Here is a 12,474-nt window from a genome sequence, read left to right on the forward strand (position 1 = left end):
GACCATAAGAAAAGCCAACATGACGCAGGCAACCCCCCCCAGCCGCCGGGAGCAGATCCTCCAGGGGCTGGCCATGATGCTGGAGGAAGACAGCGGCAAGCGCATCACCGTCGCCGCCCTGGCGCGCCAGGTCGGCGTCTCGGAGGCCGCCCTCTACCGCCACTTTCCCAGCAAGGCGCGGATGTTCGAGGGACTCATCGAGTTCATCGAGCAGACGCTGTTCGAACGCATCAACCGCATCCTCGAGGAGGTCCCCGAGGCGCTGCCTCGCTGCGGGCAGATCCTGACCCTGGTGCTGGCCTTCGCCGAGAAGAACCCGGGGCTGTCGCGCCTGCTGGGCGGCGATGCCCTGACCGGCGAGACGGCACGCCTGCGGCTGCGCATCCACCAGCTCTTCGAGCGCCTGGAGACGCAGCTCAAGCAGGTGCTGCGGGAGGCCGAGCCGCGCGAGGGCCTGAGGCCCAGCTTGCCGACCCCGGCCGCCGCCAACCTGCTGATCGCCCAGGTCGAGGGGCGCATCTCCCAGTACGTGCGCAGCGACTTCCGCCGCCTGCCCACCGAGCACTGGGACGACCAGTGGCCGGTGCTCTCGGCCAGGCTGATGCGCGAGGGCGTCCAGCCGGCCTGACGTCGCGGGCCGAGCAGGTTGCGGTCACCGACATCAACGAAGAAACCCCAGCGGACTCGACATCCGCTGGGGTTCGCGTGTTGCGCCTCGTCACCCGGCGCGCGCCACCAAGCAGCCTGGCGCTCGCAGGGTGACGCTACCCAACGGCCGTCAGGCCGCCAGGGTATCGCCGATATGCTGGCGGATCTTCTTCATGGCGTTCTTCTCGAGCTGGCGGATGCGCTCGGCGGACACGCCATAGACGTCGGCCAGGTCGTGCAGGGTCGACTTGTCGTCGCTCAGCCAGCGACGCTGGAGGATATCCCGGGAGCGCTCGTCCAGGCCCTCGAGGGCCACCTGCAGGCGACGGGTGGCATCCTCCTCCCAGTCGCTGTCCTCGAGCTGGCTCGCCGGATCCTGGCTGGCGTCGTCGAGGTAGTGGACCGGTGCCTGGTAGGCGGATTCCTCGTCCTCGCCCGGCGCGGCATCGAAGCCGGCGTCGTGGGCCGACAGCCGGCCCTCCATCTCGCGCACCACCTCCGGCTTGACGTCGAGGTCCTTGGCGATGGCCTCGACCTCGTCAGTGTTCAGCCAGGCCAGGCGCTTCTTGGCGCTGCGCAGGTTGAAGAACAGCTTGCGCTGGGCCTTGGTGGTGGCGATCTTGACGATCCGCCAGTTGCGCAGCACGAACTCATGGATCTCGGCCTTGATCCAGTGCACGGCGAAGGACACCAGGCGCACGCCCTGATTGGGGTCGAAGCGCTTGACCGCCTTCATCAGGCCGACGTTGCCCTCCTGGATCAGGTCGGCCTGGGCCAGGCCATAGCCGGAGTAGCTCCGCGCGATATGCACGACGAAGCGCAGGTGCGACAGCACCAGGCGACGGGCCGCCTCGAGGTCGCCCTCGTCGTGCAGGCGGTAGGCCAGCTCACGCTCCTCCTCGACGGTGAGCATGGGAATGCCGTTCACCGCCTGGATGTAGCCGTTGAGGTCGTGGCCCGGGGAAAGGTGTCCCACCGGCAGAAGACTGGTGCTCATGTGCAGGTTGTCTCCATCGAAGCCCGTGTGTGGTATCCGTGTCGCCGCCTTTGACGGCGAGATCTCGATTTGGTTCCGACGATAGCCCCGTTCCCGGGGGCTGTCACTAGCGGGGGCGGATCTGCGCCAGATGGCGACTGACGGCGATCCAGGCACCCAGCCAGCCAAGTAGTGTACTACAGGCCAGCAGCGTTGCCGAGCCCGCCAGGCCCAGCCGCGGCAGCGAGAAACTCGCGCCGTAGCTGGCCGCCAGGGCGGAGACCGGCGCCGCCAGCCAGTCGCTGCCCAGGGTCAGCAGGGCCCAGGCCAGCAGGCCGCCGCCCAGGCCGAACCAGGCCCCGCTGTACAGGAAGGGACGGCGCACGAAGGGATGGGTGGCGCCGATCAGGGTCACCACCTCGATCTCCTGGCGACGGTTCTCCACCGCCAGGCGGATGGTATTGCCCACCACCAGCAGCACCCCCAGCCCGAACAGCACGGCGAGCCCCAGGGTGACGCGGCGCCCCAGCTCCGCCAGGTGGCGCAGCCGCTCGAGCCAGGCCAGGTCGAGCCGCACCTCCTCGACTCCGGCGATCTCCCTGAAGCCTTCCGCCAGGTCGCGCACCGCCGCCGGGGCGGGCTCGACGGGGTACACCACGATGCTGGCCGGCAGCGGATTGCCGGGCAGCCGCGTCAGGGCATCCTCCAGGCCCAGCGCCTGCTGGAACTCGGCCATGCCCTCGGCGGCGGTGATCAGGCGAGTGTCGGCCACCCCCGGCCGGGCCGCCAGGGCCTGCTCGATGCGACCGGCCTCGGCGGCCTCGACCCGCGGCGCCAGGTACACCGTCAGGGTCGCGCTCTCGTCGAGTTCGGCATCCAGCAGCCGGGCGCCGTCCAGGGCCAGCCAGAGCCCCGCCGGGAGCACCAGGGCGATGGCGATGGCCAGCATGGTCAGCAGGCTGCCCAGGGGATGGCGCAGCAGCCGATGGGCGCTGTCCAGGCCCATGGCACGATGATGGCGCAGCCAGGCGCGCCAACGGCTGCCGCTGGTGGCGCGATGCGTGCGAGCCCCGCGGGCGGGAGCGGATTCACGGCTCATGCGGCCTCCTCGTCGGCCACCAGGCGGCCCTCGTGCAGGCGCAGGGTGCGGTGGCGCAGGCGGGCGATCAGCGCCAGGTCGTGGCTGGCGATCATCACCGTGGTGCCGATGCGGTGGAAGTCCTCGAACAGCCTCATGATGTCCGCCGAGAGCTGGGGATCCAGGTTGCCGGTGGGCTCGTCGGCCAGCAGCAGCGCCGGCTTGTTGACCACCGCCCGGGCGATGCCCACCCGCTGCTGCTCGCCGCCGGAGAGCTCGATGGGCAAGGCCTTCTCGCGATACAGCAGCCCGACCTTGTCCAGCGCCGCACGTACCCGGCGGGCCGCCTCACGAGGCTCCACGCCCTGGATCTCCAGCGGCAGGGCCACGTTGTGGTAGATGGAGCGATCGAAGAGCAACTGGTGATCCTGGAAGACCACGCCGATCTGGCGCCGGTAGAAGGGCACCTGGCTGTGGTGGAGGCGATCGATGTCGTGCCCGGCCACCAGGATGCGCCCGCGACTGGGCCGCTCCAGGCGCATGATCAGGCGCAGCAGCGAACTCTTGCCGGCCCCCGAGTGGCCGGTGAGGAAGACCATCTCGCCACGGCGCACCCGGAAGTCGAGATGGGCGAGCGCCTCGAAGCGACCGCCATAGCGCTTGCCGACGTGCTCGAAGGCGATCATGCCGAGGCATCGTCCCGGTCGAAGAGGGCGTCGACGAACTCCCGGGCGGCGAAGGGCCGCAGGTCATCCAGCGACTCGCCCACCCCGATGAAGCGGATCGGCGTGCCCAGTTGCTGGGCCAGGGCGAAGATGATGCCGCCCTTGGCGGTGCCATCGAGCTTGGTCAGGGTGATGCCGGTGACCGGCACCGCCTCGTTGAAGGTGGCGGCCTGGGACAGGGCGTTCTGGCCGGTGCCGGCATCGAGCACCAGCATCACCTCGTGGGGCGCCTGGTCGTCGAGCTTGCCCATCACCCGGCGCACCTTCTTGAGCTCCTCCATCAGGTGCGCCTTGTTGTGCAGGCGACCGGCGGTGTCGGCGATCAGCACGTCGACGCCCCGGGCCCGGGCCGCGGCCAGGGCGTCATAGACCACCGAGGCACTGTCGGCGCCGGTGTGCTGGGCGATCACCGGCACGTCATTGCGCTCGCCCCATACCTTGAGCTGCTCCACGGCGGCGGCACGAAAGGTATCGCCGGCGGCCAGCATCACGCTGCGCCCCTCGCGCTGGAAGCGCTGGGTGAGCTTGCCGATGGTGGTGGTCTTGCCCACGCCATTGACGCCCACCACCAGGATCACGAAGGGCCCCTCGCCCTTGGGCGGCAGCGCCAGGGGCTCGGTGACGCCCTCGAGCAGGCCGGCGAGTTCGTCCTGCAGGGCCGTATAGAGCGCCTGCGGGTCCTTGAGTTCCTTGCGGGAAACCCGCTCGGTGAGCCGGTCGATGATCCCGGTGGTGGCCTCGATGCCCACGTCCGCCATCAGCAGCTGGGTCTCGAGTTCCTCCATCAGGTCGTCGTCGATCTGCTTGCGCCCGAGGAAGAGGCCGGCGAGCCCCTCGGTGAGGCTGGAGCGGGTCTTGCCCAGCCCCTCGCGCATGCGGGCGAACCAGCCCTTCTTCTCGGCCCGGGGCTTCTCCCGGGGCGCGGCCCTGGCCGGCGGTGCCGGCTCGGCGGCGGGTTCGGGCCGAGGCGTCGGCGCGGGCTCGGGGGTCGGCTCGACCTCGGGGGTCGGCGCGGGCTCGGGGGTCGGCGCGGGCTCGGGGGTCGGTTCGGCCTCGGGCGCCTCGGTGAGCGCCGCCTCCCGCTCAGGCGCCACCGGCGATTCCACCGCCGTGTCCGAGACCGCCTCGTCCGACGCCCCGCCAGCCGGGACACCGTCGTCCGGCGCCTCGTGCTCGGCCTGGGGTTCCGGGGACGTCTGGGGATCCTGCTGCTCTTCCTGCTTCTTCTTGCGCTTGAGAAAACCGAACATGGGGGGATTCAGCCTCGCGGGTGAACGAATCGCCACATCCTACCATCGCGCACCATGACTGTGGACAAGCCGCCCGCTACAATCGGCGCCCATGACTCGACGCCGCCCTTCCCCCCGCTCCTCACGCCCGTCCCGCCGCTCCGGCCGGGGCGGTGGCAAGCTGCGCATCATCGGCGGCGACTTCCGCCGCCGCCTGCTGCCGGTGCTCGACAGCCCTGGCCTGCGCCCCACCCCCGACCGGGTACGCGAGACCCTGTTCAACTGGCTCAGCGCCGTCACCCCCGGGGCGCGTGTGCTGGATCTGTTCGCCGGGACCGGCGCCCTGGGGCTCGAGGCGCTGTCCCGGGGGGCCGCCGAGGCCGTGCTGGTGGAGCGCGATCCGCGGGTGGCCGGCGCACTGACCGACAACCTGGCCACCCTCGGCCTGCGACAGGCCGAGGTGATCACCGCCGATGTCCGGCCGTTCCTCGCCTCGTCGCCGCGCCCGTTCTCGCTGGTCTTCGTCGACCCGCCCTTCCGCCAGGGGCTCGCGGGCGACTGCTGTGCCGCCCTGGAGGCCGGCTGGCTGGCCGAGGACGCCTGGATCTACCTGGAGACCGAAACGACGCTCAGCCCCGAAGTGCCGGCGACCTGGACGCTGCACCGCGAGGTGCGCGCCGGAGACAGCACGGGACGGCTGTACCGACGCACCGGCGAGGCCGGCGAGTCGCCCGAAGGCGACGCTTGCTGAGCCCCGCCCGCGGCGTTACGCTGCCGCTGCAGGACGCCTTTCACGGGCCAGGCTCGGCCCAGCAGGATATCGTCAGGAGATACGGATGAGCATCGAACTCTTCAACCAGCTCGAACAGAAGGTCTCCAGCGCCGTCGAGGCGCTGGAATTGATGAAGATGGAAGCCGAGGAGCTGCGCGAGGAAAACGCTCGCCTCAAGCAGGAACGCGAGGACTGGGAACGCCGCCTGTCCGCCCTGCTGGGCAAGTTCGACGAGGTCGAGACCGAGCGCGAGCCGGGTTGACCCCGTGTCACGCCCCACCCAGCGGGCGTGACATCAGCAGGGCGTCCTCCCGCCGGGTGCCGGCCAGCGGTGGATAATAGCCGTGCCGGCGCCCGTCCTCGACCAGTCCGGCGCGACGGTACAGCGCGATCGCCGGGGCATTGCTCGCCCTCACCTCCAGCAGCAGCCGCTCGCTTCCCCAGCCGCGCGCCTGAGCGATCACCCCGCACAGCAACTGGGCCGCCAGGCCGCCCCCCCGATGGGCCGGCGCCACCAGGATGGCCTCGAGCTCGGCATCGAAGGGCTGTCGCGCGACCACCGCATGACCGATCAGCCCCCCCGCCTCGAGCCCGAGCACCGCATGCTCCGCCGAGGCCAGCGCCGCCTCGAGTCGGGCGGTCGGCCAGGGCCGGGCCTGGCCGGCTCGCTCCAGGGCGACCAGGGCCGCCAGGTCGGCCCCCGTCAGTCGGCGCAGTCGCCGCTCAGGCATCATCGACCTCGCCGAGCCAGGCCCGGCGCCAACCGGCCAGGGTCGGCCAGAGGGCCCGCTTGGCCGCGGCGCTGCCGGCCAGCTCGGTCAAGGCCGGCCCCTGCCAGGCCGGCAGGTCCAGCAGGGGGCAACGGCCGTCCTGCAGCGCCAGCAGCGAGGCCAGGGCGGCTTCCTCGCCGAACACCAGCAGCCGCTCCGGTGCCCAGCCCCGGCGGCGGCGACCGGCCAGGAAGGCCTGCACCCCCTCCCCCGCCTCCTCGAGAGGCGCCTGGACCGGCAGCCCCTCGATCTGAGGCCAGTGGAAGGCCTCGAAGGACGGCGGCCGCTCCGGCACCACCCCGGCGGCGCGCAGCAGGTTCGCCAGCAGGCGCCGCTCCATGGCCCCGGGGGCGGCCCCTCGCGGCAGGATCACCAGCCAGCGGCCATCCAGGCAGGCGACCTGCAGGGAGAAGCGCAGCGGCTCCTGCGGGGCCTCCTCCCGAGGCGTGGCCGCCTCGGGCTCGGCAGGGACGGAGGGCCCGGTCGTGGCGGCGTCTTCCGCGCCGGGCACCATGTCCCCGAGCAGGGCCCGGGCCTTGCCGGGTCCGCTGGACGGGCGCTGGCGGGCCTCCGGCGCGCTCGCCGGCGAGGCCGGCGGGGCCGGTGTCTTCTCCGCGCCGGACGACTCGAGCAGGGCATGCAGGCGCTGCCCGGGCGCCTGGGAAGCGGCCTCGTCTGGCGCCGGCAGCTCCCAGTCGCAGGCCTCGGTAGGCCGTGCATTGGGCAGCCGGTAGCGGGCCGTCCAGGCCGTCAGGCCCATGGCCTCCAGGTATTGCAGCCGCTGGGGCTCGGTGGTCACGAGCGCCCGCCGCCCCGGCAGTTCGGCGAGTCGGGGCGGTCCTCGCCGCGGGCTTGCCACTCCGCGGGGGTGTAGGGATGCAGCGCCAGGGCATGCACGGGACCGGCCAGCTCATCGGCCAGCAGGGCATAGATCTGCTGGTGGCGCTTGACCGGCATCATGCCCTCGAAACGGGGCGAGACCAGGGTCACCTTGAAGTGGGTCTCGGAATTCGGCGGCACGTTGTGCATGTGGCTCTCGTTCTCCACCGCCAGGAAGGTGGGCTCGAGGGCCTGGAGCTTGTGTTCGATGGTCGACTGGGTGCTCATGTCGGCTTCCCGATGGTGAATGATGTCGTCATTGTACGCGTTCGGCCGCGGCACGACGACGGGCACGCAGTGCCTCCCCGGCCAGCGAGACACGCCCCAGGCTGGCCAGCAGCGCCAGCGCGGCGGCGACGACGCCGCCCCACAGGGTGGCCTGCACCGGCGCGCCGGCGGCCAGGCCGGCGCCGACCAGGGCGACGCCCAGCGACTGTCCCACGGTGCGGGTGGTGCTCATGACGCCCGAGGCGTTGGCGCTCCGCTCGGCGGGCGCGCTGGCCATCAGCTCGCGGTTGTTGGGCGGCTGGAAGAGGCCGAAGCCCAGCCCGCAAAGCGCCGTGCGCCACAGGCAGTCGGCCACCCCGGCCTCGGTGTCGAGCCAGGCCAGCGTCGCCAGGCCGCTCATCAGCACCGCGAGCCCCGCGCAGGACAGCAGGCTGGGGTTGACCCGGTCGGCCAGGCGCCCGGCCAGGGGGCCCACCACCATGATCGTCAACGGCCAGGGCGTGAACAGCCAGGCGGTCTCCAGGGGCGAGAAGCCCATCTCCTGCTGGTAGAGAAAGGACAGCGCCACGAAGGCCAGGCCCTGGCCGACGAAGGCCAGCCCCGAGGCCGAGACCGCCAGGCTGAAGCGCCGCTCGGCGAACAGCGACAGCGGCAGCAGCGGATGTGGCGCCCGGCGCTGGCGGCCGACGAACAGCGCCCCGGCCACCAGGCCGGCCGCCAGCCAGGCCAGGGTCTGGCCGAGCGGCGCCTGGTGGCCGGCACGGTCCATGGCGACGAAGACGCTGGCCAGCATGGCCATCGACAGCAGGGCGCCAGCGATGTCGAAGCCGCCGGGGCGGCCGACCTCCCGGGGCAGCGCCCGCCAGGCCAGCACCAGGGCACCGAGGCCGAGCGGCACGGGCAGGGCAAACAGCCAGGGCCAGTCGGCCACCGAGAGCACCAGCCCCCCGATGGCGGGCCCCGCAGCATAGCCCGTGGCCACCACCAGGGCACTCAGTCCCAGGGCGCTGCCCAGCAGGCGCGAGGGGAAGATCGCCCGGTACAGCGAGGGTCCGATGGACAGGGTCGCGGCGGCCGCCATGCCCTGCAAGGCGCGGAAGGCCAGCAGGGTCTCGAACTCGCGGGACAGGGCACTGCCCAGGGCAGCGACCACGAACAGCGCCAGCCCCGCCACGTAGAGCCGCCGGCGACTGACCAGCTCGCTCAGGGCGGCGAACACCAGCAGGAAGGCGGCACACACCACCTGGAAGAGGTTGGTCACCCACACGGCCCGGGCGGGGGCCACGCCCAGGTCGGCCGCGATGGACGGCAGGGCGAGGTTGACCATGGTGGTATCCACCACCGCCATGGTGGTGCCGAGGATCAGTGCCAGCACGGCCTGACGGCGCTCGGGACCCGGCAGGCCATCGTCGCCGGGACGTGTCGTGAAGAGTCGGCGCATGGCGAATCGTCGGTCACAAGGAAACCGGCCGTAGCCGGTTCTGAAACACTCATGGAGCACCGAGGCCGCGAGGCATCGAGTCACGTTACGAGCGAAGATAAGTTGGCCGCCGCCGGAGCGGAGCAACCGGAGTCGACTGACTGCTCAATGAGGATTGCGACGGTCCGACGTTTCGGTAACGCCGGCGGTCAGATTGGCCAGGTTCGTTCCCGACGAACCATCGCACTTCCCGCATCCATGTGGGTCGTCGAGCGCAGTAGTGAGCCGCTGTCTTGCTAGTCCTGGTCGGTTTCCAGCAGCAGGTTGTCGTCCACTTCGGCGACCTCGAGGGCCGCCTCGTCGTCGAGGTCGATGGCCAGGTAGCTGTGCTCGAAACGCAGGAAACGCTGGAACAGCGCCCAGTCGAGGGCCTCGGGCCACTGGCGCTCGTCCTCCTCCCAGGCCCGCAGCTCGGTCTCGAGGATCTCGAGGTAGCGCTCGCGGACGAAGCCCTCCAGGGCCTCGGGGGTATCCATCTCCGGGATCAGGTAGATGGTGCTTTCCCGCTCGACATCGGCGAGGGACAGGTCCTCGTCCCCCACGGTGGGTTCCAGGGCATTGATCCAGTCGACGAAGTGCTGGGTCGGCCTGACGCTCAGGGCGGAGCGGTTGAGCAGTTTCATCACGGTCTCCTCGACGTCGAAACGCTGCCATTATGGGCGCTCGGGGCGCCCCTTACCAACACTAACCGACCCGTCCACCGCATTCGGCCGCCGATGACCTCACCGGGACGCGCGGAAGGCAGCGAGCCAGGGCCAGCCCAGGCGCGCCGCGCCTTCAATCTCCCGACGGGCGCATGGCGGGAAACAGCAGCACGTCCCGGATGGAGGCGCTGTCGGTCAGCAGCATCACCAGCCGGTCGATGCCGATGCCCTCGCCGGCGGTGGGCGGCAGGCCATACTCCAGGGCGCGGATATAGTCGGCGTCGTAGTACATGGCCTCGTCGTCGCCGGCCTCCTTCTCGGCCACCTGGGCGGCGAAGCGCTCGGCCTGGTCCTCGGCATCATTGAGCTCCGAGAAGCCGTTGGCGATCTCGCGGCCGCCGACGAAGAACTCGAAGCGCTCGGTGACGAAGGGATCGCTGTCCTTGCGCCGGGCCAGCGGGCTGACCTCGGTGGGATAGTCGGTGATGAAGGTCGGCTGCTGGAGGCGATGCTCGACGGTCTTCTCGAAGATCTCGATCTGCACCTTGCCCAGCCCCCAGCCGTCCTTCACGTCGATGTCCAGGCGCTCGGCGACCTGCCGGGCGGCGGCCTCGTCGGCCAGGGCCTCGGCGTGGATGTCCGGGTTGTACTCGAGGATGGCGTCGAAGACGCTCAGACGGCGCAGCGGCCGGCCGAAGTCGTACTCGTAGGTCTCGAGCACCTCGCCCCGGGCGTCGCGCACCGTGTTGACCACGGTGGTGGTGCCCAGCACCTGGCGGGTCACCTCGCGCAGCATGGCCTCGGTGAGGTCCATCAGGTCCTGGTAGTCGGCGTAGGCCTGATAGAACTCGATCATGGTGAACTCGGGGTTGTGCCGCGTGGACAGCCCCTCGTTGCGGAAATTGCGGTTGATCTCGAAGACCCGCTCGAAGCCACCCACCACCAGGCGCTTGAGGTAGAGCTCCGGCGCGATGCGCAGGTACATGTCGATGTCCAGCGCATTGTGATGGGTGATGAAGGGCCGGGCCGTGGCGCCGCCGGGGATCGGCTGGAGCATCGGCGTCTCGACCTCCATGAAGCCCTGCTCCTCGAAGAAGCGACGCATGGCGCTGATCACCCCGGCGCGGGTCTCGAAGACCCGCCGCGAATCGGGGTTCATGATCAGGTCCACGTAGCGCTGGCGATAGCGCGCCTCCATGTCGGTCAGGCCATGGAACTTGTCGGGTAGCGGCCGCAGGCTCTTGGTCAGCAGCCGCGCCTCCTCCATCATCACGTAGAGATCGCCCTTGCCCGACTTGTGCACCGGACCGCGGGCGGCGACGATGTCGCCGATGTCCCAGCCCTTGATGCCCTCGAGCACCTCCGCCGGCAGGCCCTTCTTGTCGACATACAGCTGGATCTGGCCGCTGGCGTCCTGGATGACGATGAAGGGGCCGCGCTTGCGCAGGATCCGCCCGGCCACGGCCGCCGGCCGCGCCAGCGCCTCGAGCTCGGCCTTGTCCTGGTCGCCCAGCTCATCGATCAGCTCGGCGGCATGGCTGTCGCGCCGGAAGTCGTTGGGGAAGGCGCTGCCGCCCTGCTCGGCGGCCCGCTCGCGGCGCTCGGCCAGCTTGGCGCGGCGCTCGGCGATCAGGCGGTTCTCGTCCTGGGAAGTGTCCTGGTTAGCCATGTCGCTACCTGTTGAAATCATGGGGTCGAATACAGAGACATCTCACCTAGAGCCGCGCGAGCGACGCCGAGGCAAGGCGCCCCTCAGCAAGCGCGCGGAGTCGACGATTCGTCAACGAGCGGCTCGAGCGGAGGGGCAACGCCGTATCGGCGAGCGCAGCAGGCTATAGGCCTTGCTTGAGGCTGGCCTCGATGAACGCGTCCAGATCGCCGTCGAGCACCTTGTCGCAGTTGCTGGACTGCACGCCGGTGCGCAGATCCTTGATGCGCTGGTCATCCAGCACGTAGGAGCGGATCTGGCTGCCCCAGCCGATATCGGCCTTGGAGTCCTCGGCGGCCTGCTTGGCGGCGTTGCGCTTCTCCATCTCGTGTTCCCACAGCTTCGCCTTGAGCTGTTTCATGGCGAAGTCGCGGTTGGCGTGCTGGCTGCGCTGGCTCTGGCAGGCCACCACGATGCCGGTCGGCTCGTGGGTGATGCGCACCGCCGAGTCGGTGGTGTTGACGTGCTGACCGCCGGCGCCGCTGGAGCGATAGGTATCGGTGCGCAGGTCCGCCGGATTGATCTCGATCTCGAAGCTGTCGTCCACCTCCGGCGACAGGAACACCGAGGCGAAGGAGGTGTGGCGACGGCCGCCGGAGTCGAACGGGCTCTTGCGCACCAGGCGATGCACGCCGGTCTCGGTGCGCAGCCAGCCGAAGGCGTACTCACCCTGGACGTGCACGGAGGCCGACTTGATGCCCGCCACCTCGCCGGCGGACAGCTCGGTGATCTCGGCCTTGAAGCCATGATGCTCGGCCCAGCGCAGGTACATGCGCAGCAGCATGTTGGCCCAATCCTGGGCCTCGGTGCCGCCGGAGCCCGCCTGGATGTCGAGATAGGCGTTGTTCTCGTCCATCTCGCCGGAGAACATGCGCCGGAACTCGAGCTTCTCGAGGCTGGCCTGGAGGCCCTCCAGCTCGCGCTGGACCTCCTCGACGGTGCCCTCGTCCTCCTCCATCTCGGCCAGCTCGAGCAGGTCGGCGCTGTCCGTCAGCCCCTGGTCCAGTTCGTCGATGGTCGCCACCACCATTTCCAGGGCCGCCCGCTCCTTGCCCAGCTTCTGGGCATGGTCCGGGTCGTTCCAGACGTTGGGATCCTCGAGCTCGCGAGTGACTTCCTCTAGCCGATCCTTCTTCTCGGCATAGTCAAAGATACCCCCTCAGGACATCTGTCCGCTCAGACAGGTCCTTGATGAGGTGGTTGATCGGATTGGTTTCCAGCATGGCATTCGCCTGAATCTGAAAGAGATGAGGCGCGCGCCGGCGCCCGGGCGCCGACGGCGGAGAAAAGACGGGCATTGTAGCGAAATGCGGCGTCAGCGGCCATCCTCCCGAATC

General features: G+C 70.2%; 14 protein-coding genes. 3 read left to right on the plus strand and 11 right to left on the minus strand.

The genetic code is table 11. The annotated features are described in order from the left end of the window. The first annotated feature begins 19 nt into the window (after positions 1-19). Positions 20-628 carry a nucleoid occlusion factor SlmA gene (gene slmA, locus QWY76_RS16870; protein ID WP_290312492.1) on the plus strand — a complete coding sequence of 203 codons (609 nt, stop codon included), beginning with the start codon at positions 20-22 and terminating at the stop codon, positions 626-628. A 150-nt stretch (positions 629-778) separates the two neighbouring features. On the opposite strand, the gene rpoH is transcribed toward slmA, so the two are convergent. From rpoH to ftsY, 4 genes are all read right to left on the minus strand, one after another. Next, on the minus strand, positions 779-1,645 hold the full coding sequence (gene rpoH / locus QWY76_RS16875) for an RNA polymerase sigma factor RpoH (RefSeq protein WP_290312493.1): 867 nt from the start codon (positions 1,643-1,645) through the stop codon (positions 779-781). 106 nt (positions 1,646-1,751) lie between these two features. Continuing rightward, positions 1,752-2,723: a permease-like cell division protein FtsX gene (gene ftsX / locus QWY76_RS16880; RefSeq protein WP_290312494.1), complete on the minus strand. Its 972-nt coding sequence runs from the start codon at positions 2,721-2,723 to the stop codon at positions 1,752-1,754. Then, on the minus strand, positions 2,720-3,388 hold the full coding sequence (gene ftsE, locus QWY76_RS16885) for a cell division ATP-binding protein FtsE (protein ID WP_290312495.1): 669 nt from the start codon (positions 3,386-3,388) through the stop codon (positions 2,720-2,722). The genes ftsX and ftsE overlap by 4 nt, the downstream gene beginning before the upstream one ends. Beyond that, the gene (gene ftsY / locus QWY76_RS16890) at positions 3,385-4,677 is read right to left on the minus strand and encodes a signal recognition particle-docking protein FtsY (RefSeq protein WP_290312496.1); all 1,293 of its coding nucleotides are present in this window, start codon (positions 4,675-4,677) and stop codon (positions 3,385-3,387) included. The genes ftsE and ftsY overlap by 4 nt, the downstream gene beginning before the upstream one ends. A gap of 91 nt (positions 4,678-4,768) precedes the next feature. Here ftsY and rsmD point away from each other — a divergent pair, with 91 nt between their 5' ends. Together rsmD and QWY76_RS16900 are read left to right on the plus strand one after the other, a co-directional pair. Next, positions 4,769-5,407 carry a 16S rRNA (guanine(966)-N(2))-methyltransferase RsmD gene (gene rsmD, locus QWY76_RS16895; protein ID WP_290312497.1) on the plus strand — a complete coding sequence of 213 codons (639 nt, stop codon included), beginning with the start codon at positions 4,769-4,771 and terminating at the stop codon, positions 5,405-5,407. A gap of 85 nt (positions 5,408-5,492) precedes the next feature. Beyond that, entirely contained in the window at positions 5,493-5,690 is a 198-nt protein-coding gene (locus tag QWY76_RS16900; RefSeq protein ID WP_126483849.1) for a cell division protein ZapB, read from the plus strand. Positions 5,691-5,697: 7 nt separating this feature from the next. Here the strand turns inward: QWY76_RS16900 and QWY76_RS16905 are convergent, their stop codons facing one another. The 7 genes from QWY76_RS16905 to prfB all read right to left on the minus strand — a co-directional run bounded on the left by QWY76_RS16905 (position 5,698) and on the right by prfB (position 12,360). Then, positions 5,698-6,159, minus strand: coding sequence for a GNAT family N-acetyltransferase (locus QWY76_RS16905; RefSeq protein ID WP_290312499.1), 462 nt, complete (start codon positions 6,157-6,159; stop codon positions 5,698-5,700). After that, a complete protein-coding gene (locus QWY76_RS16910) occupies positions 6,152-6,997 on the minus strand; it encodes a hypothetical protein (protein ID WP_290312500.1) in 846 nt (281 codons plus the stop codon). Before QWY76_RS16910 ends, QWY76_RS16905 begins: the two co-directional genes overlap by 8 nt. Next, positions 6,994-7,305, minus strand: a complete 312-nt coding sequence (locus tag QWY76_RS16915) for a BolA family protein (RefSeq protein ID WP_290312502.1) — start codon at positions 7,303-7,305, stop codon at positions 6,994-6,996. Before QWY76_RS16915 ends, QWY76_RS16910 begins: the two co-directional genes overlap by 4 nt. A gap of 28 nt (positions 7,306-7,333) precedes the next feature. Further along, positions 7,334-8,746 carry an MFS transporter gene (locus tag QWY76_RS16920; RefSeq protein ID WP_290312503.1) on the minus strand — a complete coding sequence of 471 codons (1,413 nt, stop codon included), beginning with the start codon at positions 8,744-8,746 and terminating at the stop codon, positions 7,334-7,336. Positions 8,747-9,021: 275 nt separating this feature from the next. Continuing rightward, a complete protein-coding gene (locus QWY76_RS16925) occupies positions 9,022-9,408 on the minus strand; it encodes a hypothetical protein (RefSeq protein ID WP_290312505.1) in 387 nt (128 codons plus the stop codon). A gap of 154 nt (positions 9,409-9,562) precedes the next feature. Continuing rightward, complete coding sequence (gene lysS, locus QWY76_RS16930; protein ID WP_290312506.1) at positions 9,563-11,098, minus strand: lysine--tRNA ligase; 1,536 nt, start codon at positions 11,096-11,098, stop codon at positions 9,563-9,565. 163 nt (positions 11,099-11,261) lie between these two features. Beyond that, positions 11,262-12,360 (minus strand): peptide chain release factor 2 gene (prfB, locus tag QWY76_RS16935; RefSeq protein ID WP_435388995.1). Its coding sequence is split into 2 segments (ribosomal slippage): positions 11,262-12,284 and positions 12,286-12,360, totalling 1,098 coding nucleotides; the frame shifts between segments, so codons are not numbered across the junction. Positions 12,361-12,474: the final 114 nt, after the last annotated feature.

The organism is Halomonas maura, assembly GCF_030409305.1.
In the GTDB taxonomy this organism is placed as follows: domain Bacteria; phylum Pseudomonadota; class Gammaproteobacteria; order Pseudomonadales; family Halomonadaceae; genus Halomonas; species Halomonas maura.